Raw genomic sequence first — 22,638 nt, forward strand, 5'->3', positions numbered from 1 at the left:
GCGCGCCGCCGGAGCCATGACGGTTGCACGATCCCGGCACGGCGGCCAGGTCGACGCCGCTAAGTGGCTGCTCACAGGTTCTGTCCGGAATTGGCGCAAAGGCCCTGGCCGCTGAACCGAGGTTACGGGCAGGACTCTGGTGACCTGTTCAGGTCGACGCCGCCACCTGGAGGGGGCGGGTGCGGATCACCCGGCCGGTCTCGCGGTCGAAGAAGTGGAAGCGCGCCGGGTTCACCGAGAGGCGGACGCGGCGGCCGGTCCGGGCGCTGGTCCTGGCGTCGACCGCGGCCGTGAACACGCTGGTCCCCTCGGCCGCGACCAGCGGGATCGGTGCGCCGGCCTCGGGGTCCTCGTCGACCCCCTCGACCTGCACCGGCGGCGCGTCGACGGTGAACAGCACATTCGCCCCTGAGCCGAGGTCCTCGACCACGTCGGCGGTCACCTCCACGACCGGGAGCCGCTCGTCGCGCCAGACCTCGGCGTCCTCGAAGTCCGACGGGCGGATCCCGAGGATCACCGCCTTCCCCTTGTAGGCGTCCAGCGCCGCCTCGGGCGGGACGGGCAGGCGATGGCTGCCGAACTCGAGCTTGTCGTCGACAACGGTGGCTTCGACCAGGTTCATCGTCGGCGAGCCGATGAACCCGGCGACGAACAGGTTGACCGGGTTGTGGAAGAGCATCTGCGGCGTGTCCACCTGCTGCAGCACGCCGTCGCGCACCACCGCGACCCGGCTCCCGAGCGTCATCGCCTCGATCTGGTCGTGGGTGACGTACACGATCGTGGTGCCGAGCTGCTTGTGGAGCCGCGCGAGCTCGGCGCGCATCTGCACCCGCAGCTTGGCGTCGAGGTTGGAGAGGGGCTCGTCCATGAGGAACGCCTGCGGCTCGCGCACCATGGCCCGCCCGATCGCCACGCGCTGGCGCTGGCCGCCGGACAGGTCGGCCGGCTTGCGCGCGAGGTAGTCGAGCAGCGCGAGGGCCTGCGCCGCCCCGCTCACGCGCTGCTTCGTCTCGGGCTTCGGCGTGCGGCGCAGGCGCATGCCGAAGCCGATGTTCTGCTCGACGGTCATGTGCGGGTACAGGGCGTAGTTCTGGAAGACCATCGCGATGTCGCGGTCCTTGGGCTTCTCGTCGGTGACCACCCGGTCGCCGATGGTGATCTCGCCGCGGGTGACCTCGTCGAGGCCGGCGATCATGCGCAGGATCGTCGTCTTGCCGCAGCCCGACGGGCCGACCAGCACCATGAACTCGCCGTTTTCGATCTCCAGGGAGACGTCCCGCACGGCCGCACACCCGGGGAACTCCTTGCTCACGTGCTCGAGGACGATCCTTCCCATCGATGCCCCCTCCTCAGGGAGACGGTCCTGCCCGTCGACGCCCCTCCCCAGGAAGACGATCCTGAGGGAGGCGGTCCTGCCCGTCGACCCCCCTCCTCAGGGAGACGATCCTGAGGGAGGCGGTCCTGCCCGTCGACCCCCCTCCTCAGGGATTCGAGGCCGCGACCGGTTGGAGTGCTTGCAGACGCTCGTGGGTGAGGGTGGCACGGAGGCGCTCGGCGGCTTCGGGTCGCGCGCCGAGCCGGTCGAGGCCGAGCAGGGCGGCCCCGACCACCGGCGGCGCGGTGACCTGCCTGAGCCTGGCCGCCGGCGCGACCGTCGCGATCCCGGCGCGGATCCGCTCGATGAAGGCCGGGTCGTCGCGGTGGAACAGGCCGCCGCCGAGGACCACGTCGACGTCCCGGCCGGTGAGGCCGAGCCGCCGGATCGCCGCCCCGGCCATCGCGACGACCTCGTCCACCTGCCGCCCGACAAGCTCCGCGGCGACCGGGTCGCCTGCCTCGGCCGCCGCGAGCACCAGCGGGGCCAGCTCCAGCACCCGGTGCCTGCCGATCCGCCCGAGGAAGATCGCCTCGACCACCGCGAGCGCCGAGGGCAGCTCGAAGTGTCCGGGCACCAGCCGGCCGAGCGCCGTCCGCGCCCCGCGGCCGTCCTCGCCGCGCAGGGCGGCGCCCACCGCGGCGATGCCGATGTCGTACCCGCCGCCCCAGTCGCCGGAGAGCTCGCCGAGCGCGGGAAAGCGCACCTCCCTGCCGTCGGGCGCGACGCCGGCGCAGTTCATGCCGGCCCCGACCACCACGCCGACCCCCCAGGTCCGCCCGGTGCCCGCGCGCAGCACCGCGAAGACGTCGTTGTGCAGGAGCGCCTCGCGCGCCCAGCGGCGCGCAGCGACCGCGGGCCCGAGCGCCTCGTCGTCGGCTGGCAGGTCCAGGCCAGCAAGGCACCACACGCCGACCTCGGCCAGCGGGCGCTCCCCGGGGCTCAGGCCGGCGTCGCGGCAGGCCGCTGCGACCAGCGCCTCGAGCGTCTCCATCGCCGCCTGGACGCCGAGCTGGTGGTGCGACGCGCCTGGCCCGTGGGCCCCTCCGAGCACGGCACCGTCGGCGTCGACCAGGGCGACGTCGGTCTTGGAGTTGCCCCCGTCGACCGCGAGGATCGCTGCGGCGGTCACCCCGGCACCCCGACCGCGAGGATCGCTGCGGCGGTCACCCTGGCACCCCGACCGTGGGCATCGCTGCGGCGGTCACCCTGGCACCCGACCGCGGGCTCGGCATCGCGGCGACGCCGCCCATTGCCACCGGTTGTAGAGTAAGAAAACTTTCCTAACCGAAGTCATGGTTACTGAACAATAGCAGCCGGCGGAGCGAGCGATAAAGGGCAGCCATGGGCCTGAAGATCGCAGTGGTCGGGGGCGGCAGCACCTACACCCCCGAGCTGGTGCAGGGCTTGGCCACCCGGGAGGACCGCCTCCCAGTGGACGAGCTGGTGCTGTTCGACATCGACCACGAGCGGCTGGGGGTGGTCGGCGGCCTCGCCGGACGCATGCTCGACCGGGCCGGCTGGGGCGGCCACCTGGTGTGTACCGGCCGGCGCGAGCAGGCCCTCGACGGCGCGGACTTCGTGGTCATGCAGCTCCGCGTCGGCGGGCAGGCCATGCGCCTGGCGGACGAGACCCTGCCGCTCGAGTTCGGCTGCATCGGCCAGGAGACGACCGGGCCGGGCGGCTTCGCCAAGGCCCTGCGCACCGTCCCGGTCGTGCTGGAGCTGGCCGAGGAGACCGCCCGCCGTGGCGCGCCTGGCGCCTGGTTCGTCGACTTCACCAACCCCGTGGGGATCGTCACCCAGGCGCTGCTCGACCGCGGCCACCGCGCCGTCGGCCTGTGCAACTCGGCCATCGGCCTCCAGCGCCGCTTCGCCGCCCACCTCGGCGTCCCCGCCGAGCGGGTCGAGCTGGAGCACGTCGGCCTCAACCACCTCACCTGGGAGCGCGCGGTCAAGGTCGACGGGGTGGACCGCCTGCCCGAGCTGCTCGACCGGCACGCCGGCCAGGTCGCCGCCGATGTCGGCGTGCCCGCCGCGCTGCTCCGCACCCTCAGGGCCATCCCCTCCTCCTACCTCCGCTACTACTACGCCACCTCCAAGGTGCTCGACGAGCAGCGGCGCGCCCCCTCGCGCGCCGAGCAGGTGATGGCCATCGAGCGCGAGCTGCTCGAACTCTACCGCGACCCCGCCCTCGACACCAAGCCCGAGCTGCTGGAGCGGCGCGGCGGCGCCTTCTACAGCGAGGCCGCCGCGGCCCTGATCGCCTCGCTCCACGCCGGCACCGGCGACGTCCAGGTGGTCGACGTCCGCAACGACGGGGCCCTCCCCGACCTCCCCGACGACGCGGTCGTCGAGGTCCCCGCCCGCATCGACGCCACCGGCGCGCACCCCATGCGCCTGGCCCCGCTCGCCCCCGAGCTCCTCGGCCTGGTCCAGCAGGCCAAGGCCTACGAGCGCCTGGCCGTCCAGGCCGCCCTGAGCGGGGACCGTGCCGTCGCCCTCAAGGCCCTGCTCGCCAACCCGCTGGTCCGCGAGTACCAGGTCGCCGCCCCCCTGCTGGACGCCCTCCTCGAGAGGAGCCGGCCCTACCTGCCGCGGTTCTTCCCCGGCTGAGCGCGAGCCCCGGGGGCTGCCGCGGTTCTTGCCCGGCTGAGCGCGAGCCTCAGGAGCCGCCGCGGTTCTTGCCCGACCGAGCGCGAGCTTCAAGAGCCGGCGCGGTTCTTGCCCCGGCTGAGCAGGAGCTTCAGGAGCTGCCGCCGGCCAGCTCGTCCGCGTGGCGCTGGACCTTGGCGAGCGCCTCGACCGCGTCCTCGACCCCGCGCTGCCCGGCGCGGAAGACGTTCTCGTCCAGGTACACGGTCCGCCGCAGCGCGGCGTCCTCGGCCACGGGGAACGACATCGTCCCCGGGTCGAGCCGGCTGGCATGCTCGACCGCCACCGGCAGGCGCGAAAGCGCCGGCTGGAACAGGTCGTAGCGGCTCATCGGCTCGTAGCCGACCCATGCGCCCACGCCCTCGGCCTCCAGCGCCTCGCAGACGCGCTCGTTGCCGGCCCCGGCAAAGGCCTCCGGCTCGATCAGCAGGATGTAGCGGTAGAAGCTCCAGCGGCTGATGCGCGGGTCGGGTGGGAGCAGCCGCACCCCGGGGACCTCCGCTGCCAGCTCCTGGAAGCGCCGGCCGGCCACGGCCCGCTCGGCCTGCTGGGCGGGGAAGCGCTCCAGCGCGAGCAGCAGGAGCGCGGCGTGCAGCTCGCCCAGCCGGTAGTTGGCGCCGAAGGTGTACTGCTTCTCGTCCGGGTCCTTGGGCCGGCCGCAGTCGATCAGCGAGTGAGCCCGGCGGGCGAGCTGCTCCTGGTCGGTGAGCAGGCTGCCGCCCTCGCCGGCCGTGAGGAGCTTGGTGGACTGGTGGCTGAAGGAGCCGAACTCGCCGAACGAGCCGGCGCCCCGGTCGCGCCAGCGCTGGCCGTGGGCGTGGGCGCAGTCCTCCACCACCGCCAGCGAGTGGCGCCGGGCGATCTCGGTGACCCGGTCCATGTCGGCCATCTGGTGTCCGAGATGGACCGGCATGACCGCGCGGGTCCGCGAGGTGACCGCGGCCTCGACCTGGTCGGGGTCGATCGTCAGGGTGTCGGGGGCGACGTCGCAGAACACCGGGAGCGCGCCGGCGGCCATGGCCGCGTAGGGCGTGGCCGAGAAGGTCAGCGCGGGGACGATCACCTCATCGCCCCAGCCGATCTCGAGGGCCTTGAGCGCGACCTCCATGGTGACGGTGCCGTTGGACATCACCACGCCGTGCCGGGAGCCCTGATAGGCGGCGAAGCGCTCGGCGAACTCGGCGGCCAGCGGCCCGGGCTCCGGGAAGCCGCCCCAGCGGCCGCTGCGCACCACCCTGGCGGCCGCCTCCGCGTCGCGCTCGTCGTGCACCGGCCACGCCGGGTAGCCCTGGGGCCGGACCGGCGCCCCGCCGCGCACCGCAAGCTCCGCCATGTCGCTCCTCCTGTCCGGCCGCTACCGCCTCCCGGTCCGGGCTGCTGCAGCCCCCTGTCAGCCGCTACCGCCTTCCTGTCAGCCGCTACCGCTTCCTCGGCTCCCACAAGGGGTTGACTTCGTCGTCCAAGGGGTTGACTTCGTCGTCATGCCATCGATAATGGCCAGCGTGAGGAAGGTTTCCTAACTATAACAGCGGAGAGAACCTCCTTGGTGGAACGGCCGCTCACGAGGGGCACCCCCAGCCTGCTGCGCGCGATCAACGCCCGCACCATCCTCGAGCTGATCCAGCGCACCGGCCCCGTCTCCCGAGCCCAGGTGGCCAGGGACAGCAGCCTGTCCAAGCCGACCGTCTCGCTCGGCCTCGCCGCCCTCCTCGAGGCCGGGCTGGTCCGCGAGGTGGGCCGCTCCAGCGGGCGCCGCGGCCCGAGCGCGGTGCTCTACGAGCTGAACCCGGAGGCCGGCTGGGTGGTGGGCATCGACGTCGGCCGCCACTGGGTGCGGGCGGCGCTGGCCGACATCACCGGGACCGTCGTGGCCCGCCACCACGAGCGGGCCAGGGCCTCGAGCGCCCGCGCCCTCATCGGCCAGATCGGCGCGATCGCCCACGGCCTCGCCGGCGAGGCCGGGATCCGCTGGGACCAGGTGAGCCACGTCACGGTCGGCAGCCCGGGCGTGTTCGAGCCGGCCCGCGGTGCGGTCACCCTCGCCCCCAACCTGCCCGGCTGGGGCCGCCAGGGATTGGTCGAGGCGCTGCAGAGCGAGCTCGGCAGTCGCATCGGGGTCGAAAACGACGTCAACCTGGCCGCCGTCGGCGAGCGCTGGAAGGGCCTCGGCCAGGACGTGGGCAACTTCGGCTTCCTCTCGGTCGGCACGGGCGTCGGCATGGGCCTGGTGCTCGACGGCAGGCTGTACCGCGGCTCCAGCGGCGCGGCCGGCGAGGTCGGCTACCTGCCGGTCGGCACCGACCCCTACGACCCCCACGTACGGCGCCGCGGCGCGTTCGAGGAGGCCGTGGGCGGCGCCGGTGTGGTGCGCCTCGCCCACGAGGCCGGCATGACGGGGTCGCTCACGCCGAAGAAGGTGTTCGCCCTGGCGCGCAAGGGCGACCCGCTGGCCGGGCGGGTGGTCGCGGACGAGGCGCGGCGCCTCGCCCTCGGCCTCGCCGTGGTGATGGCGGTGGTCGACCTCGAGCTGGTCATCCTCGGTGGCGGCATCGGCGGCAACGCCGACCTGCTGCTGGCGCCGATCGAGCGGGAGCTGCGCGCGCTCTCGCCGCTGCGGCCGCGGCTGCTGGCCTCGGCGCTGGGCGACGACGCCGTGCTGCAGGGCGCCGTCGCCAACGCCCTGGCCGTGACCCAGGACCGGCTGTTCGATCCCGCAACCATGCTCGACCGGAGGGAGCTCGTGGTCTGAAGCCAACCAGCGGCAGGACCGTTCGCACCGACTCGCACCGAAGGGAGTCTCACATGAGACGACGGCTCATCGGCCTCATCGCACTGGCGCTGCTCGCCGCCGCCTGCACGGCGGGCGGTGGCAGCTCCAAGCCGGTGCAGACGGTCGCGCCCAACGCCAGCCACGCCCCGCTCACGCTCACCGTGTGGAGCAACTTCACCTCGGGCGAATACAAGGTCACCACCAACGCGCTCAACATGATCACGAAGAAGTACCCGTGGATGACGGTCAAGCACGTCGGCGGCAAGGAAGACACGGCGATCGAGCGGTCGATCAGCGGTGGGAACCCGCCGGACGTGGCGATCTCGTTCACGCCAGACAACGCCGCCAAGTACTGCCAGACGGGGGCGTGGCAGGACCTGAACCCGTACCTGCAGGCCGACAAGATCGACAAGAACGCGGTCTGGCCGGCGGGCGTGTTCAGCTACACCTCCTTCGAGAACAAGCAGTGCGCGCTGCCGATGCTGACCGACGCCCAAGGCCTGTACTACAACGTCGACCTGCTCAAGAAGCACGGCTTCAGCGCGCCGCCGAAGACGGTCAGCCAGCTCGCCGACATGGCCAAGAAGATGACCGAGTACAACCCGGACGGCAGCATCAAGGTGGCCGGGTTCGTCCCGCTGTTCGGGTTCTATAGCTCGACCACGCCGAACACCTTCGGCCACGCGTTCGGCGCGAAGTGGTATGACCAGTCCCTCAAGCCCACCCTCGCCTCCGACCCCAACTGGGCCAAGATGCTGCAGTGGCAGAAGTCGCTGGTCGACGCCATCGGCTACGGCAAGCTGCAGAAGTTCGCCGCGTCGCTGGGCGGCAGCGACTCAGAGTTCTCCGCGCAGAACGGCTTCGAAGCCGGCAAGATCGCCATGATGATGGACGGCGAGTGGCGGACCGCGTTCATCGCGCGCGACAAGTCCAAGGTCAACTACGCCACCGCGCCGTTCCCGGTCGACGACGCCCAGGCCGACCTGTACGGCACGCAGCTGGTGGGCGGCACCATCGCCGGCATCCCCAAGGGCGTGAAGCACCCGGCCGAGTCCTGGCTGCTGCTCAAGTTCATGACCACCGACACGAGCTACCTGACCACCCTGGCGCACGGGCTCAAGAACGTGCCGAGCACGTTCGAGACGCTGAAGGACCCGGTGCTGCAGAACGACCCGCACTTCAAGACGTTCATGGACGTCTTCCAGAACCCCAAGTCGACCTTCAAGCCGATCACCCCGATCGGAATCGCCGACGTCGACCTGTTCGGCACCTTCGCCACGAAGTGGCAGGCGGGCAAGGTGAGCGACCTGACCGCCGGCCTCAAGGCACTCGACAGCCAGATCGCCAAGCAGCAGACGCTCGGGTAGGGAGGAACGACATGGCCACCGTCGCGGAGCGGCCGGCGGCCGCTCCCGAACAGGTCCGTGCCGCTGAGCGCCGCCGCCGTAGGCGGCGCTCAGCCTGGCACCGCCAGTGGGTCGCGCTCGCGTTCATGGCTCCGTGGATCATCGGGTTCAGCGCGTTCTACGTGTACCCGATGGCGTCGAGCCTGTACTTCTCGTTCACCAAGTACGACATCCTGAGCGAGCCGAGATGGGTCGGCCTCAGCAACTACCGCTTCATGTTCACCAGCGACCCGCAGTTCTGGGTGTCGGTCAAGAACACGCTCTGGATCATCGTGTTCCTGGTACCGCTCCAGGTGGTCTTCGCGATCGCGACCGCCACGGTGCTGACCAGGGTCAGGCGCGGGCTCACCCTCTACCGGACGATCTTCTTCCTGCCCGCGATGGTCCCGCTGGTGGCGGCGGCGCTCGGCTTCATCTACCTGCTCAACCCGGGTGGGCCGGTCAACCGCATCCTGCGCCTGCTGCACCTGCCGCAGCCGCTGTGGTTCGTGGACCCGCGCTGGACCAAGCCGGGCCTGGCGCTGATCGGCCTGTGGGGCATCGGCCAGGTCATGATCATCTTCCTCGCCGCGCTGCTCGACGTGCCAAGGCATCTCTACGAGGCGGCCGAGATCGAGGGCGCGAACCCCTGGCAGCGGTTCCGCCACGTGACCCTGCCGATGATCTCCCCGGTGATCTTCTTCTCGGTGATCATCGGGATGATCCAGGGCTTCCAGTATTTCACCCAGGCCTATGTGATCTCCAGGGCGGGCGATCAGACCCACCCCGTCGGCTTCCCACAGGACTCGCTGCTGTTCTACTCGAGCCACCTGTTCCAGCAGGGCTTCGAGGGCTTCCACATGGGCTACGCCGCCGCCCTCTCCTGGGTCATGTTCATCGTGACCATGACCTGCACCGTCGTGCTCATCCGCAGCTCACGCCGGTGGGTGCACTACCAGGGGGGCTTCAAATGACCGCTGTGACCGCTCCGGGCACCGCCGCCGCCGCGGCGCGGCGGCCGGTGCCACCCTCGATCCGGCGCCGCCAGATCCTCATGTCGGTCGCCAACCACTCGGTGGCGATCGCGCTGTCGATCGCGTTCCTGCTCCCGTTCGTGTTCATCCTGGCGACCTCGCTCATGACCAACCAGCAGACGCTCTCGCCGAACATCTGGCCGCACCCGTTCGCGTGGTCGAACTTCAAGACGGTGTTCCACTCCTTCCCGTTCGTGCGCTACACCCTGAACACGGTCACCTACGCGGGGCTCGCCACCGTCGGGGTGGTGCTCTCCTGCACGCCGGTGGCCTATGCCCTGTCGCGCCTGCAGTGGCGCGGACGACAGGTCGCCTTCATGCTGGTGCTCTCGACCCTGATGCTGCCGCCGCAGGTCACCATCGTGCCGCTGTACGTGATCTTCGTGCGGCTGCACTGGATCGGGTCGCTCAAGCCGCTGATCGTGCCGCTCTTCTTCGGCGACGCCTTCACGATCTTCCTGCTACGCCAGTTCTTCATGACCATCCCGCAGGAACTGTCCGATGCCGCCCGCGTCGACGGCGCGAGCGAGCTCCAGATCCTGCTCAGGGTGATCGTGCCGCTCGCCAAGCCGGCGCTCGCCGCGGTGGCGCTGTTCCAGTTCCTGTACTCCTGGAACGACTTCTTCAACCCGCTGCTGTACGCCGGCAGCAACCCCGACTCGTGGACGCTCGCGGTGGCCCTGCAGCAGTTCACCGCGCTGTCACGAGGGGTGCTGTGGAACCTCCAGATGGCGGCGTCGCTGCTGTTCGTGCTGCCGGTGATCATCATCTTCTTCTTCGCTCAGAAGGTCTTCGTCGAGGGGATCACGCTGACCGGGGTCAAGGGGTGACGGCCGCACCCTCGAACCCGGCCCCGCTCCGGATCGCGCTGCTCGGCGCCGGCTGGATCATGGACTTCCACGCCCGCGCGGTGCTGGAGCACCCTGGCGCCGAGCTGGTCGCGGCGGCCAACTGGCGCGAGCCGTCCCTCGCCCGGCTGGCCGAGCGCTACGCCATCCCCCGCACCACCACCGACTGGCGGGCGCTCGCCGCCGACCCGGCGGTGGACGCGGTGGTGATCGGCACCCCCAACGCGCTGCACGCCGAGCAGGCGGTCGCCTTCCTCGAGGCCGGCAAGCACGTGCTGGTCGAGAAGCCGATGGCCCGCTGCCTGGCCGAGGCCGACGCGATGGTCGCGGCGGCGCGCCGCTCGGGGGCGTGGCTGATGGTCGCGCACTGCTGGCGCTTCCACCCGGACGTGCGCGCCCTCCGCGCCAGGGTGGACGGCGGCGAGCTGGGCGAGATCGTCAAGACCCGCAGCTACGGGGTGCACGCCCGCTGGGGGCCGTCCGGCTGGTTCACCAACCCGGACCTGGCGGGCGGCGGTGCCCTGCTCGACATGGGCGTGCACGCCATCGACACCACTCGCTACCTGCTGGGCGACCCGCAGCCCGCCAGGGTCTGCGCCGTCAGCGGCACCCGCTACGGCGCCTACGCCGTCGACGACGACACGATCCTGCTGGTGACCTGGTCCAACGCCACCAATTCGATCGTCGAGTCGGGGTGGTGGCAGCCACACCTCGGCGGCTTGGAGGCCGACACCGAGCTGTACGGCACGGGCGGGTACGCGCGGGTGTGGGACGTCACCGAGCCACCCGAGGGCTACGAGCACTGCACCCAGCCGATGTACTCGGCGCAGCTCGCCGAGTTCGTCGGCGCCGCCCTGGCCGGCCGCCAGCCGCGACCGAGCGGCGAGGACGGCCGGGTCGTGATGCGGGTCGTCGAGCAGGCGTACGCGTCGGCCCGAGAGCAGGGAGAGTGAGGCTGGTCCTCGGCGTCGACGGCGGCGGGTCGAAGACCCACGCGCTGGTCGCCGACGAGCGCGGCGAGACGCTCGGGTTCGCCTCCAGCGGTCGCTCCAACTGGGAGGACACCAGCATCGACCTGGCAAGGCTCGCCCTGGAGGAGGCGATCACTGGCGCGCTGGCCGTCGCCGGGGCCGAGCCCGGCGGCCTCGCCGCGAGCGCCTTCGGGCTCGCCGGGCTCGACTGGGACGACGACCGGCCGATGCTCGCCGGGCTCGTCGACCCGCTCGGCCTCGGCGGGCCCAGGAAGCTCGACAACGACTCGTTCATCGCCCTGCGCGCCGGCACGGCCCACCCGTTCGGGGTGGTGGTAATCGCCGGGACCGGCACGGTCGCCGCCGGCCGCGACGCGGCCGGCCGGACCTTCCGCACGCTCGGCCTGCACCCGATGTACGGCGACTCGGCGGCGCGACCGACGTGGCCGAGGAGGCGGTCCACGCGGTTGCCGACGCCTACACCGGTCGCGGGCCGGCGACCACGCTGAGCGAGCTGCTGCCGCCGCTGGCCGGCTGCGCCTCCCCGGTCGAGCTGCTGCGGCGGCTCAGCCGCCGCGCGATCGCGCTGCCACCCGCCGCGCCCCTGGTGCTGCAGCAGGCGGCCGCCGGCGACCCGGCCTGCCGCGAGATCGTCATCCGGGCCGGGACCGCGCTGGGAGAGTCCGCCGCGCTGGTCGCCCGCAGGCTCGGCCTGCACCACGACGCGTTCGAGACGGTCATGGCCGGCGGCCTGTTCCGCGGCAACAGCCGCCTGCTGGAGACGACCCTGGCGGACGCGCTCCACCGGGTCGCGCGGCGCGCGGTGCCGGTCCGCCTCGGCTGCAAGCCCGTGGTCGGGGCGGTCCTCGATGCGCTCGAGCTCGCCGGGGCCGAGACCGGCCCGGAGGTGCGCGCGCGGCTCGTCGCCTCCTCCCGCAGGTTCGCCCTCAGCCTTCGACCGGGTTGAGCTCGGGCAGCCCTCGACCAGTCGAGCCCGGCGCGGAGGCCGCTGCGGCCCGCGGCGCCCTCCCTCGGCCTGTCAGGGCCGTGTCAGCGGTGGCAGCTCGACAGCAGGGCCGCATCAGTGTCTGGCGGATCCTTCGTAGCGGCATCGACGGGCGGGCAGCGGGCCCCACCCGGCCAACCGACAAGGAGTGACTCCATGACCCTTGCGATCGAGGCGGAGGGGCTGGTCAAGCGCTTCGGTCAGACGCGGGCGCTGGACGGCGTCGACCTGGTGGCGCCCGCCGGGAGGGTGCTGGGGCTGCTCGGGCCGAACGGCTCGGGCAAGACCACCACCGTCCGCATCCTGGCGACGCTGCTGCGCCCGGATGCGGGCCGGGCAGCCGTCGGCGGCCACGACGTGACCCGCCGGCCCATGGCCGTGCGCTCGCTGATCGGGCTGACCGGCCAGGACGTGACCGTGGACGAGCAGCTCAGCGGGCGCGAGAACCTGGAGCTGTTCGGCAACCTGCTCGGGCTCAGCGCCGCGATGCGGCGCGGTCGCGCCGGCGAGCTGCTCGAGCGCGTGGACCTCACCGAGACGGCCGACCGCCGGGTGAAGGCCTACTCGGGCGGCATGCGCCGCCGCCTGGACCTGGCCGTCAGCCTCATCGGCCAGCCGCGGCTGCTGTTCCTGGACGAGTCCACCACGGGGCTGGACCCGCGCAGCCGCCTGGGTGTGGGCGGTCATCCGGGAGCTGGTGGCCGAGGGCACCACGGTGCTGCTCACCACCCAGTACCTGGGGAGGCCGACCAGCTCACGGACAGCATCGTGGTGCTGGACCACGGGCAGGTGATCGCCCGCGGCACCTCGGATGAGCTGAAGGCCCGCGCTGGCGGGCAGGTGCTGGAGGTGCGCCCGGCCGGTCCGGACGGCCTGGCGGCCACCGCGCGGGTGCCGGCCCAGCTCGCCGGCCGGCGTCGCCTCAGGCCGGCAGGCTGGCCGTGGCGGCCGCGATGGCCGCCTCGGCGTGGATTCTGGTTGTCGGGAAGACCTCGACCGGGCTGTCGGCCTGCCCGACGAGCAGCTCGATCTCGGTGCAGCCCAGGATCACGCCCTCGGCCCCCGCCGCGGCCAGCCTGGCGATGACCTCGCGGTAGGCCTGTCTGGACGCCTGGGTGAACACCTCGGCGCACAGCTCCTCGAAGATCACCCGGTGCACGACCCGGCGGTCGGCCTCCCCGGGGAGCAGCACGCGCAGGCTGTGGGCCCGCATGCGCTGCTGGTAGAAGCCGTCCTCCATGGTGAAGCTCGACCCGAGCAGGCCGACCGTGCCGAGCCCGGCCGCCCTGACCCGCTCGGCGGTCGCGTCGACGAGGTGCAGCAGCGGCACCGAGACCGCCGCCTCCACCGCCGGGGCGACCTTGTGCATGGTGTTGCTGCACAGCAGCAGCAGCTCGGCGCCGGCGGCCTCCAGGCCCTTGGCCGCTCCGGCCAGCAGGTCGCCGGCGTCGTCCCAGCGGCCGGCGGCCTGCAGGGCGGCGACCTCGGCGAAGTCGACCGAGTGCAGCAGCAGCGGGGCCGAGTGCAGCCCGCCGCGCTCGTCGCGGACCCGCTCGTTGAGGATGCGGTAGTACTCGATGGACGACGCCCAGCTCATGCCCCCCAGCAGGCCGATCGTCCGCATGGTGGTCTCCCTTCGTCGGTGGAGTCGCTGCCAGGATGGCGCCGACCCACCTCAAGGACAATTGCCAGCTTCTTGCCATGAGGCAAAGGATCGCTTATAGATGGGTGCCATGCTGGACCTGCGACGGCTGCTGGTGCTGCGGGCCGTGGCCCGCCACGGCTCGCTGTCGGCGGCCGCCCGCCAGCTCGGCTACACCCAACCGGCCATCACCCACCACATCCGGCGCCTGGAACGGGAGGTCGGCACGCCGCTGGTGGCAAGGGCCGGCCGTGGCATCCGGCTGACCGAGGCCGGCCAGGCGCTCGCCGCCCACGTCGACGCCGTCTCGGCCCGGCTGGCCGCCGCCGAGGAGGAGGTCGCCGCCATCGCCGGGCTGCGGGCCGGCCGGGCGCGGCTGGCCTCGTTCCCGTCGGGCAGCGCCACCCTGGTCCCGGCCGCGCTGGCCCGCCTGCGGGCCAGCCACCCCCTGGTCGGGGTCTCGCTGGTCGAGGCCGAGCCGCCCACCTCGCTGGCCCTGCTCCGGCGCGGCGACTGCGACCTGGCCCTGACCTTCGAGTACGCGGGGGTGGCCAGCGACGAGGGCGCGGACTTCACCAAGGTGCCGCTGCTGGCCGACCGGCTGCTCGCCGTGCTGCCGGCCGGCCACCCCCTCGCCCACGCCGGCGTCCTGGGCCTGGACCAGCTCGCCGAGGAGACCTGGATCGCCGGCTGCGAACGCTGCCGCGACCACCTGCTCCGGGCGTGCGCGGCGGCCGGCTTCACCCCCGAGATCGCCTTCGCCACCGACGACTACGTCGCCGTCCAGCGCCTGGTCGCGGTCGGCCTTGGCGTCGCGCTGCTGCCCGAGCTGGTCCTCGGCACCGTGCAGCTCCCCGGGGTGGTGGCCACGCCCCTGGCCAGCGCCCCCGAGCGGCAGATCCTGGTCGTCGCCCCGGCCGCCCCCCAGCAGCCCCCCGCCGTCGCCGCCACCCTCGCCGCCCTCCAAGCAGCCAGCGCGGCCTTGGTGAGACGCTAGGGCCGGTCAGGTAGTCCGGATGACCGGTTTGTTTGTCGGAGGCGTCGCCCCGAACAACGGAAGACAAGCCGCACGGGAGGCGCCGTAACGGTCTGCGACTGCAACCCGCGTGCGCTCGGCGTCCTCGGCGTCGCCCAGGTACAACCCGCAGATGGCGAGCACCCGCGTTCCCCGCACTCTCATCCAAGGTGCTTTCGCATGTAGACAAGAGAGAACGCTCCCTGGGAGCGTCGATCGTACTCGACGTACCCAATCCTCGCTGGGATCCTCACCCTCCAGGACACCGACGACCTGGAGAAGGGTCTGGGTGAGCTCGCCCGCCGGCTCATCACCACCGTCATGCAACCGCAGGTGCTGCAACTGCGACGACTCGTCATCGGGGAAGCCGGCCGTTTTCCCGAGCTGGGGCGCACCTACTACGAGCGCGGCCCCGAACGTACCGTCGCCGCGCTGGCATCCTGGTTCCAGCAGCTCGCCGAGCGAGGACGCTTGCGCCTGGATGACCCGCTCATCGCCGCCAACCACTTCAATGCGTCCTCCTCGGCCCGGTGCCATCTCGCTCGCCCTGCTGGCACCCTCCAAGGAAAGGAACCACGATGGAGCATGACCGGCTGACCGGCTGGCAGCGGCTCTGTCTGCTGCTGCCCGGGCTCTTGCAGGCCGCGGCCGGGCTGTGGGCCCTGCTCGACCCGAGATCCTGGTACGACCAGTTCCCCGGCGACGGCCGCGCCTGGGTGTCGACGCTCGGTCCCTATGACGAGCACCTGGTGCGCGACGCCGGGGTCGGGCTGCTGGCGGTCGCGGTGCTGCTGGTGTGGGCTGCCGCGGTCCCCGAGCGCCGCCTGACACAAGCGGCCATCGGGACCTGGCTGGTCTTCCAGGTCCCCCACTTCGCATACCACCTGACCACCTTGGACGCCTTCCCGTTGGCCGACGACGTCGCCACCGTGGCCACCTTCGCGCTGGCCATTACGCTGCCCCTGGCGGTGCTGGCCGGCACGCGGCGCTCACGCACCCAGGCGCCGGCCGGGGAGATGCCCCGGCCATGAGGGTCCTGGTCGCGGGGCCAGCGGCACGCTCGGCGTGCCGCTGGTGCGCACCCTGCCGGCCACCAGGTCGTCGGGCTGGCTCGCACACCGTCCATTCGTAAGCGGATCCCGCCACCAGCCTCGCCACCCCGAAAGGCAGCCATGAGAGGGCCCGGGAGAACAAGGGAGCCAAGCATGAGCGCGAGAGGGAACGTGCGGGAGAACGCGGAGGTCATGCTCGAGGTCTTCAGGGCGGTCGAGCGACGCGACGCGCAACGGTTCACCGAGCTCGTCCATCCCGAATTCGAGATTCACTGGCCGCCATCGCTCCCCTACGGCGGGACCTACCGTGATCGCGAGGCCGAAGCCCGGCAGGGTCGGCCCACCTGGGCCGAGACGTGGAACCCTCTGCAGCCCACTGCGGCCGAGCGAGGGATGGATCCGCGCATCGTCGCCGCCAGCGACCAGGAGGTCGTGGTGCTGTGGCGGCAGCGGGGGGTCAGCCCCGTGGGCGAGCGGTTCGACGGCCCGGTGCTCGGCCTGTACCGGGTCCGCGAGGGAAGGCTTGCCCGCGCGCAGATGTTCTACTTCGACACCGCAGCCGTGGCCGGCTTCCTGGCGAACGCCAAGCGCCAAGCCACCGCGGCGAAGCCCCAGGTCATTGACCCGTGAGCCGACCGCTGCCGTCCGTTTCGTGTTGTCCTGCGGTGGTCGGGCCGAGGAGGAGTCGAGTGCACCCGAACGCGCGGCTGATCGAGGCCTTCTGCCAGGCCCAGGGCCGGTTCCACGCCGGCGACGACGGCAGTGCTCGACCTTGGCAAGTGCCGACGATTCCTATTCATTGCCGACCGAGCGGGCAGCCTCCGTTACGGCGCCCACGCTCGTGATCGCCGGTGGGGCGGACTTCCCGTGGATGCGCGACACTGCGCAAGCGCTCGCGGACGCCCTCCCGGATGCGCAACCCCGCACCCTGGAAGGTCAGGGGCACAACGTCGACCCGGCAGTCATCGCCCCCGTGTTGGTCGAGTTCTTCAAAGCCTAAAGGCACCTGCCGAGAACCTGGCCGGCAATAGCTACAAGACCGTTACGACCGATCAATCGGTCGAGGGAGCCAAGACAGGCGAGACGCGGCAGCGACGCATCGCCAAGGCGGTCAGCACGCTGTGGGAGGGCCGAGCCCAGCGCTGAGTGAAGTCCTTGGCCTCCAACACCCGTCACGGCCTCCAACACCCCGTCACGGCCTCCAACACCCCGTCACGGCACAGCCGGGTTGGCGCACACGGGTAGCCTGGGTGGCGCTACCGAGGGGCGTCCACGGGCCGAACGTTGGCGGCGTGGAGCCCAGTACGCCTGCTTTCCCAGTCCGCGGAGTGCCTGTGCCCCCTGATCGTCTGGTCCGACCCGACACCTCCCGCGGCGTCCCGACACCGTCCGTGGCCGTCCCCGAGGTCCGGGTCAAGCCCCGCCTGCGCGGGGTGCTCCACCAGTACGCCTTCTTCGTCTCGCTCGGCAGCGGCACGCTGCTGGTCGTGCTCGCCGCCGGCAGCAGGGCGTCGGTCGCCGCCGCCGTCTACGCCGCCTCGGTGTCCGCCCTGTTCGGGGTGAGCGCCCTGTACCACCGGGTCACCTGGACCGCGCCGGCCCGGCGCCGCATGCGCCGGCTGGACCACGCAATGATCTTCCTGCTCATCGCCGCGACCTACACGCCCGTTGGCCTGCTGGTTCTCCAAGGCACACTGGCCACCGTCGTGCTGGCGGTCGTGTGGGGCGGGGCGCTGGCCGGGATCGTGCTCGAGCTGGCCTGGACTGGCGCGCCCAGATGGCTCGGGGGGGCCGTGTACCTGGCGCTTGGCTGGGTGGCGATCGTGGCGATGCCGCAGCTGTTCACCCGGCTCGGCGTGGCCGGCGGGCTGCTGATCGTCGCCGGCGGGCTGGTCTACTCGGCCGGGGCGGCCGTGTACGCCATGCGCCGCCCCGACCCGGTGCCGGCCGTCTTCGGCTACCACGAGGTCTTCCACGTGCTGGTGATCGCTGGGGTCGCCGCCCACTTCCTGGCCATCAGCCTGTTCGCCGTGCCCATCGGCTGAATTCCACAGCACCTGCTCGGGTTGGTGGCCCTGCCGAGGCGCCGCGCTCTGCCAGGATCCTGGATGGCGGAAGGTCCGCATACCGTCCGCAACGAGCCCACCCGACGAGTTGCCGGGTGGGCTCGTTGCGGCCTTTGCTACTGGCGCTCCAACAGCCGCACGTTGGCGGCCTGGGCGCCCTTCGGCCCCTGCGTGACGTCGAACTCGACGGCCTGCCCCTCGTCAAGCGAGCGGTAGCCGGTCGACTGGATCGCACTGAAATGCACGAAGACGTCGTCGCCGGACTCAGGGGCGATGAAGCCGTAGCCCTTGTCGGCGTTGAACCACTTCACGGTTCCAACAGTCATGAACTTGTCCCTCCCTCCATTGTCTCGGAGGTCTAGATGAACGCCGGCACGACCTGGTGCCTGCGGCAAGGGACAAGCTCAACCTGCGGTTGCGAAGCGAAACGTGAACCTCTGCCAGGCCAGGCTACCAGACCGACGGTCAGGCTGCGGCTGACCGCCTCAAGCACGACGTGTTCGACCGCGCTGCGCACCGGACGCGCCTCGGCGCCGTGCGTGGGCGCCACTCGTTCCCGGCGCGAGATGGCGCTCATGACGCCTCCATGCCCACCGCGGTCGGCGCCTCCTTGCTCGGCGCCACGAACGACTGCCGCCGCCACCACAGGTAGGTGCCGACGCCCAGTGGGATCGGCAGCAGCCAGGTGAGCGCGCGGTACACCAGCACGGCGGCAACCACCTGCGGCTTGGCGCCGCCGGCGGCCACCAGCCCGCCGATCAGCACTGCCTCGACCAACCCAGCGCCGCCGGGGGTGAGCGGGATCGCGGTGGCCAGCCGAGCGAACGCGAACACGGCCAGGACCTCGGCCCAGCCGACCTCGGCGTTGCTCACCCCAACATCGCGCAGGGCGGCCAGCAGCACCAGGTACAGCGACAGGTGGCTGACCAGCGAGGCCGCCGTGATCGCGACCCAGCGGCGCTCGACCAGGTCGATGGTGCGGGCGCGGAACTTCACGGTGGCCAGCTCCCAGCCAGCCACCGGCGGCCGACCGACCAGCCGCAGCAGCCGGGAGGCGACCCGGCCGGCCAGCAGCCCGAATCGCTCCGCCATCTGCTCGCTGCGCAGCATGAGCGCGAATACCACGACTGCCGCGACCAAGCCCGCGATCCCGGCCAGGGCGGCCGTGGTCCGGCCGCCGCCGGCGTTGCCCTGCAGCGCGACCAGGGCCAGGGCGAGCACCGGTAGGCCGAGCTTGATGAAGCTGTTCCACACCCCCGAGACCAGTACCGCCGTGGTGGTCCGCGACCGGGAGTAGCCCCACGACCCCAGCATCGTGTAGGTCATCCCGATGCCGATCGCCGACCCGGCCGGCACGGTGTTGGCCACCGCGGTGGTCGACTGGGTCATCACCATCGCGCGCCCAAACGACAGCCCCGGGGTCACCGACATCCACACAAACGCATAGGTGCACAGGTTCCAGGCGGCGATCGCGAGCAGGATGGCCAGCTCCAGCCAGGTCAGGGCCCGGATCGCCGCCCACACCTGGCCGAGGTCGATGCCGCGGAGCAGGAAGTAGAAGATCGCCACGATCAGCACCAGCGACAGCGCAACCTGGACGATCCGGCGGGTCTGGGACGAGCGCGCTGGTGCGGGTGCTGTTGGTATCTGGTCGACCATCGGAACTACCTCCTCATCTAGCGGTCACATCGAGCTCGAGCCGGGTGCCGGAGTCGTGCCGGAGGGCGGCGCGCAGGGCGTCGGCGAGCAGCGCCGACTTGCCGACACCAGCCTCGCCTCGAAGGACGAGGGCGCCGCTTCGCGAGCTGCCCGCATCGGCCAAGAGCCGGTCGATGACCGCGCACTCCGCGCGGCGGCCGTGGAGCATGCCGTTGATGGTAACCCGGAGGTGAAGACCGGTGACATCGCCGATTCGACGAGGCAGGTTTGTGATCGCAGCACCGATGAGTTTTCGTGGGAGCCGACGTTTCATCTCGTAGAACCTCGGCGACCCACGAAGCGGCGACCCACGAAGCAAGGAGGCGGACATGACAGAGCTCCTGCAGGGCAAGAGCGCGATCATCTACGGCGGCGGCGGGATCGGCGGCGGCGTCGCCCGAGCGTTCGCCCGGGAGGGGGCCCGGGTCTTCCTCGCTGGACGCACGCGCGGCACGCTCGAGGCCGTGGCCGAGGACATCACGGTGTCCGGCGGGTCCGCCGACGTGGCCGTGCTCGACGCCCTGGACGAACAGGCCGTGGACACCCACGTCCGGGACGTGGTGTCGAAAGCCGGCAGCGTCGACGTGTCGTTCAACCTCATCAGCCGCGGGGACGTCCAGGGCACCCCGCTGGTCGAGATGACGACGGACGATCTCCTGCGTGCCGTGGTCACCGGCCTCCAGAGCAACTTCGTCACCGCCCGCGCCGCGGGGCGGCGCATGATCGAGCAGGGGTCCGGCGTGATCCTTCACCTGAACAGCGCGTCGGGGGCCGGGGCGATGCCCGGCATGGGCAGCACCGGACCGGCCGACGCGGCGACCGAGGCGTTCATGCGCTACCTGGCGGCCGAGGTCGGACCCAACGGCGTGCGCGTCTGCGGCATCTGGACCGCGGGCGTCGCCGAGACCTTGTCGGACGAGAAGATCGCGGCGGTTGGCGGAGATGGCGCTCCGACCGCGCAGACGGTGGAGGAGATGATCGCGGGGATGGCCGCGCTGCGCCGGGCCCCCAGGCTGGCCGACGTTGCAGAGACGGCGGTGTTCCTCGCGTCCGACCGGGCCGCGGGCATCACCGGGACGATGGTGAACGTGACCGGTGGGCTCGTCCTCAAGTAACAAGCGACGACACCAGGGAGGCTGCATCGTGGATCTGAAGCTCGAACTCGTGCTGATCCCCGTCTCGGACGTGGACCGCGCCAAGACCTTCTACGTCGAGAAGGTCGCCTTCAACCTGGACGTCGACACCGCACCGGCGACGGGTTTTCGCGTCGTGCAGATGACGCCGCCGGGTTCGGCGTGCTCGATCACCATCGGGACGGGGATCACCGACGCAGCGCCGGGCTCCGTCCGGGGCACGCACCTTGTCGTCTCCGACATCGAGGCCGCGCGCGCCGACCTCCTCGAACGCGGGGTGGACGTCGGCGAGGTCCGGCATCTCGAGTCGGGCAGGTGGGCGTCGGGCCCGGATCCCGAGCGCCGCGACTACGGCTCGTTCGCCGACTTCAGCGACCCCGACGGCAACAGCTGGGTCCTGCAGGAGCGCGGACGAAACGAGCGCGGGGCATGACGGAGAAGGACTTCGCCGCCCTCGCCGAGCGTCACCGCCGCGAGCTGCACGTCCACTGCTACCGGATGCTCGCCTCGTTCGACGAGGCGGAGGACGCCGTGCAGGAGACGCTCCTGCGCGCGTGGCGCAACCGCGCGAGCTTCGAGGGCGGCATGTTCTTCCGCGCCTGGCTCTACCGCATCGCGACCAACGTGTGCCTGGACATGATCCGGAGCAGATCGCGACGCGTGAGGGAGCTGCGCTCGTTCGCGGAGATCCCGTGGCTCCAGCCGTACCCGGACCGGTTGCTGGACGAGATCGCGCCCACCGACGAGCAGCCGGACGCCGTCGTCGTCTCGCAGGAGACGATCGAGCTGGCGTCCCTGGCTGCGTTGCAGGTCCTTCCGCCGCGGCAGCGAGCGGCACTGATCCTGCGCGACGTGCTGGGGTGGCCGGCCAGCGAGACCGCGTCGCTCCTCGATACCAGCGTGGCGGCGGCCAACAGCGCGCTGCAACGCGCACGCGCGAGGATGCAGGAACACCTGCCCTCGCACCGCCTCGAGTGGTCGGCCTCGGAGCCGAGCGCGGAGGAGCGCGTGCTGCTGGAGCGGTTCATCGACGCACACGAGCGGTGCGACGCCGCGGCCGCCGCCGCGATCGCGTCGGAGGACCTCAGGGTCACGATGCCGCCGAACCCGTTCCTCTACGACGGACTCGAGATGGTCGCGCCGCTCCTCGAGCGGGCCTTCGGCGAGGAGCGGGACGGCGACTGGCGGCTCGTCCCGACGATGGCCAACCGGATGCCGACGGCGGCGAGCTACCTCCGGAGGCCGGGCGACAGCGAGTTCCGCGCGTTCAAGTTCGACGTGCTGCGCGTCGAGGACGGAGTCATCGCGGAGATCACGACGTTCGGCGCCGGGCTGTTCCCGGCATTCGACCTACCGCCGACACTCTGAGGACGAAACTGCGCGACACTTCCCACCAGCCTCGGTCAGCTTCGTGGTTGGACCTCGATCCGCGGCGCCTGCAACCGACCGCTCTTGAACCCATTTGACGGAACTCGGCCCATCCGACAAGGTCATGCCCGAATGCTTCAACGCGATCGACCCGCCCGCGCCGATCACGCAGGCCAGGGAGAAGCAGATGCGTGCTGACCGAGACAAGCGGGCCGCAAGCCTCACCGCCGAAGGCGTCCGTCAGTCACAGGTCCGCTCGGCGGCGTCGAGCAGGAAGGCGAAGACCGGGCAGGCGTCGAAGCGGTGAAAGCAGGCCGCCCTCCACGCTCGCGGTAAAGGCCGCATGATGGAAGGAGCGCCAGTGGATGACATCTCTGACCGCTTCCTGGACGCGATCTCCAAGTTCGAGGAGGTTGCCGACGCCGTGACCCCCCACGACGCCTACCGCCAGCTCGACGAGACGAGCATGCAGGTCTTCTGGAGGACGTGGCCGGGCATCAGCTCGTGGGCGGGCTCGCTGTGGCGGCTGCTGAACGAGGAGCTCATGAACCCGGCTGGCTCGGCAAATGACCCTGATCCTGACGAGGTTGGCGGCAGCGGTTAGGCGGAGAGTCCGGAAT

Annotated in this window: 26 protein-coding genes and 2 pseudogenes; 20 read left to right on the forward strand and 8 right to left on the reverse strand. The window is 71.6% G+C overall.

What is annotated here, in order from left to right; translation table 11 throughout:
• Nucleotides 1–148: 148 nt before the first annotated feature.
• Nucleotides 149–1,336: an ABC transporter ATP-binding protein gene (locus VG276_26945; protein ID HEV8652927.1), complete on the reverse strand. Its 1,188-nt coding sequence runs from the start codon at nucleotides 1,334–1,336 to the stop codon at nucleotides 149–151.
• Nucleotides 1,337–1,481: 145 nt separating this feature from the next.
• Nucleotides 1,482–2,507, reverse strand: a complete 1,026-nt coding sequence (locus VG276_26950) for a BadF/BadG/BcrA/BcrD ATPase family protein (protein ID HEV8652928.1) — start codon at nucleotides 2,505–2,507, stop codon at nucleotides 1,482–1,484.
• A gap of 218 nt (nucleotides 2,508–2,725) precedes the next feature.
• Between VG276_26950 and VG276_26955 the strand changes: the two genes are divergently transcribed.
• Nucleotides 2,726–3,991, forward strand: a complete 1,266-nt coding sequence (locus VG276_26955) for a 6-phospho-beta-glucosidase (protein HEV8652929.1) — start codon at nucleotides 2,726–2,728, stop codon at nucleotides 3,989–3,991.
• Nucleotides 3,992–4,121: 130 nt separating this feature from the next.
• Here the strand turns inward: VG276_26955 and VG276_26960 are convergent, their stop codons facing one another.
• Entirely contained in the window at nucleotides 4,122–5,363 is a 1,242-nt protein-coding gene (locus VG276_26960) for a DegT/DnrJ/EryC1/StrS family aminotransferase (GenBank protein HEV8652930.1), read from the reverse strand.
• 213 nt (nucleotides 5,364–5,576) lie between these two features.
• Between VG276_26960 and VG276_26965 the strand changes: the two genes are divergently transcribed.
• The 8 genes and pseudogenes from VG276_26965 (at nucleotide 5,577) to VG276_27000 (ending at nucleotide 12,902) form a co-directional block, all read left to right on the forward strand.
• Nucleotides 5,577–6,779 (forward strand): ROK family transcriptional regulator, encoded by a 1,203-nt coding sequence (locus VG276_26965; protein HEV8652931.1) that lies wholly within the window; start codon nucleotides 5,577–5,579, stop codon nucleotides 6,777–6,779.
• Between the two features lie 53 nt (nucleotides 6,780–6,832).
• A complete protein-coding gene (locus tag VG276_26970; protein HEV8652932.1) occupies nucleotides 6,833–8,167 on the forward strand; it encodes an extracellular solute-binding protein in 1,335 nt (444 codons plus the stop codon).
• An 11-nt stretch (nucleotides 8,168–8,178) separates the two neighbouring features.
• Nucleotides 8,179–9,159: a sugar ABC transporter permease gene (locus VG276_26975; protein HEV8652933.1), complete on the forward strand. Its 981-nt coding sequence runs from the start codon at nucleotides 8,179–8,181 to the stop codon at nucleotides 9,157–9,159.
• A complete protein-coding gene (locus VG276_26980; GenBank protein ID HEV8652934.1) occupies nucleotides 9,156–10,049 on the forward strand; it encodes a carbohydrate ABC transporter permease in 894 nt (297 codons plus the stop codon). The genes VG276_26975 and VG276_26980 overlap by 4 nt, the downstream gene beginning before the upstream one ends.
• Complete coding sequence (locus tag VG276_26985; protein HEV8652935.1) at nucleotides 10,046–11,020, forward strand: Gfo/Idh/MocA family oxidoreductase; 975 nt, start codon at nucleotides 10,046–10,048, stop codon at nucleotides 11,018–11,020. The genes VG276_26980 and VG276_26985 overlap by 4 nt, the downstream gene beginning before the upstream one ends.
• A complete protein-coding gene (locus VG276_26990) occupies nucleotides 11,017–11,547 on the forward strand; it encodes a BadF/BadG/BcrA/BcrD ATPase family protein (protein ID HEV8652936.1) in 531 nt (176 codons plus the stop codon). The genes VG276_26985 and VG276_26990 overlap by 4 nt, the downstream gene beginning before the upstream one ends.
• Nucleotides 11,481–12,005: a hypothetical protein gene (locus VG276_26995; protein HEV8652937.1), complete on the forward strand. Its 525-nt coding sequence runs from the start codon at nucleotides 11,481–11,483 to the stop codon at nucleotides 12,003–12,005. The genes VG276_26990 and VG276_26995 overlap by 67 nt, the downstream gene beginning before the upstream one ends.
• Before the next feature lie 195 nt (nucleotides 12,006–12,200).
• Nucleotides 12,201–12,902: pseudogene (locus VG276_27000) on the forward strand (ATP-binding cassette domain-containing protein).
• Nucleotides 12,903–12,966: 64 nt separating this feature from the next.
• On the opposite strand, the gene VG276_27005 reads toward VG276_27000, so the two are convergent.
• A complete protein-coding gene (locus VG276_27005; protein HEV8652938.1) occupies nucleotides 12,967–13,668 on the reverse strand; it encodes an aspartate/glutamate racemase family protein in 702 nt (233 codons plus the stop codon).
• A 109-nt stretch (nucleotides 13,669–13,777) separates the two neighbouring features.
• Here VG276_27005 and VG276_27010 point away from each other — a divergent pair, with 109 nt between their 5' ends.
• The 6 genes from VG276_27010 (at nucleotide 13,778) to VG276_27035 (ending at nucleotide 17,798) form a co-directional block, all read left to right on the forward strand.
• Nucleotides 13,778–14,683, forward strand: coding sequence for a LysR family transcriptional regulator (locus VG276_27010; protein HEV8652939.1), 906 nt, complete (start codon nucleotides 13,778–13,780; stop codon nucleotides 14,681–14,683).
• 303 nt (nucleotides 14,684–14,986) lie between these two features.
• Complete coding sequence (locus VG276_27015; protein ID HEV8652940.1) at nucleotides 14,987–15,298, forward strand: TetR/AcrR family transcriptional regulator C-terminal domain-containing protein; 312 nt, start codon at nucleotides 14,987–14,989, stop codon at nucleotides 15,296–15,298.
• Nucleotides 15,280–15,732: a hypothetical protein gene (locus VG276_27020; protein HEV8652941.1), complete on the forward strand. Its 453-nt coding sequence runs from the start codon at nucleotides 15,280–15,282 to the stop codon at nucleotides 15,730–15,732. The genes VG276_27015 and VG276_27020 overlap by 19 nt, the downstream gene beginning before the upstream one ends.
• A gap of 174 nt (nucleotides 15,733–15,906) precedes the next feature.
• A complete protein-coding gene (locus VG276_27025) occupies nucleotides 15,907–16,383 on the forward strand; it encodes a nuclear transport factor 2 family protein (protein HEV8652942.1) in 477 nt (158 codons plus the stop codon).
• A gap of 142 nt (nucleotides 16,384–16,525) precedes the next feature.
• Nucleotides 16,526–16,753 carry an alpha/beta hydrolase gene (locus VG276_27030; GenBank protein HEV8652943.1) on the forward strand — a complete coding sequence of 76 codons (228 nt, stop codon included), beginning with the start codon at nucleotides 16,526–16,528 and terminating at the stop codon, nucleotides 16,751–16,753.
• 334 nt (nucleotides 16,754–17,087) lie between these two features.
• A complete protein-coding gene (locus tag VG276_27035) occupies nucleotides 17,088–17,798 on the forward strand; it encodes a hemolysin III family protein (protein HEV8652944.1) in 711 nt (236 codons plus the stop codon).
• A gap of 137 nt (nucleotides 17,799–17,935) precedes the next feature.
• Here the strand turns inward: VG276_27035 and VG276_27040 are convergent, their stop codons facing one another.
• Genes VG276_27040 through VG276_27055 form a run of 4 tightly spaced genes read right to left on the reverse strand, consistent with a single transcriptional unit; the run spans nucleotide 17,936 to nucleotide 19,791 of the window.
• The gene (locus tag VG276_27040) at nucleotides 17,936–18,145 is read right to left on the reverse strand and encodes a cold-shock protein (GenBank protein ID HEV8652945.1); all 210 of its coding nucleotides are present in this window, start codon (nucleotides 18,143–18,145) and stop codon (nucleotides 17,936–17,938) included.
• A 32-nt stretch (nucleotides 18,146–18,177) separates the two neighbouring features.
• The gene (locus tag VG276_27045) at nucleotides 18,178–18,396 is read right to left on the reverse strand and encodes a hypothetical protein (protein ID HEV8652946.1); all 219 of its coding nucleotides are present in this window, start codon (nucleotides 18,394–18,396) and stop codon (nucleotides 18,178–18,180) included.
• Nucleotides 18,393–19,478: a lysylphosphatidylglycerol synthase transmembrane domain-containing protein gene (locus VG276_27050; GenBank protein HEV8652947.1), complete on the reverse strand. Its 1,086-nt coding sequence runs from the start codon at nucleotides 19,476–19,478 to the stop codon at nucleotides 18,393–18,395. Before VG276_27050 ends, VG276_27045 begins: the two co-directional genes overlap by 4 nt.
• Before the next feature lie 13 nt (nucleotides 19,479–19,491).
• Nucleotides 19,492–19,791, reverse strand: coding sequence for an AAA family ATPase (locus VG276_27055; protein ID HEV8652948.1), 300 nt, complete (start codon nucleotides 19,789–19,791; stop codon nucleotides 19,492–19,494).
• A 55-nt stretch (nucleotides 19,792–19,846) separates the two neighbouring features.
• On the opposite strand from VG276_27055, the gene VG276_27060 reads away from it, so the two are divergent.
• From VG276_27060 to VG276_27080, 5 genes and pseudogenes are all read left to right on the forward strand, one after another.
• Nucleotides 19,847–20,632 (forward strand): SDR family oxidoreductase, encoded by a 786-nt coding sequence (locus tag VG276_27060; GenBank protein HEV8652949.1) that lies wholly within the window; start codon nucleotides 19,847–19,849, stop codon nucleotides 20,630–20,632.
• A 28-nt stretch (nucleotides 20,633–20,660) separates the two neighbouring features.
• Nucleotides 20,661–21,083 (forward strand): VOC family protein, encoded by a 423-nt coding sequence (locus tag VG276_27065; protein ID HEV8652950.1) that lies wholly within the window; start codon nucleotides 20,661–20,663, stop codon nucleotides 21,081–21,083.
• A complete protein-coding gene (locus VG276_27070; protein ID HEV8652951.1) occupies nucleotides 21,080–22,018 on the forward strand; it encodes an RNA polymerase subunit sigma-70 in 939 nt (312 codons plus the stop codon). The genes VG276_27065 and VG276_27070 overlap by 4 nt, the downstream gene beginning before the upstream one ends.
• Nucleotides 22,019–22,160: 142 nt before the next feature.
• Nucleotides 22,161–22,298: pseudogene (locus tag VG276_27075) on the forward strand (SPFH/Band 7/PHB domain protein).
• Nucleotides 22,299–22,379: 81 nt separating this feature from the next.
• The gene (locus VG276_27080; GenBank protein HEV8652952.1) at nucleotides 22,380–22,622 is read left to right on the forward strand and encodes a hypothetical protein; all 243 of its coding nucleotides are present in this window, start codon (nucleotides 22,380–22,382) and stop codon (nucleotides 22,620–22,622) included.
• The last annotated feature ends 16 nt before the right edge of the window (nucleotides 22,623–22,638 follow it).

The sequence above is a fragment of the Actinomycetes bacterium genome (genome assembly GCA_036000965.1).
Taxonomy (GTDB): Bacteria; Actinomycetota; CALGFH01; order CALGFH01; family CALGFH01; genus DASYUT01.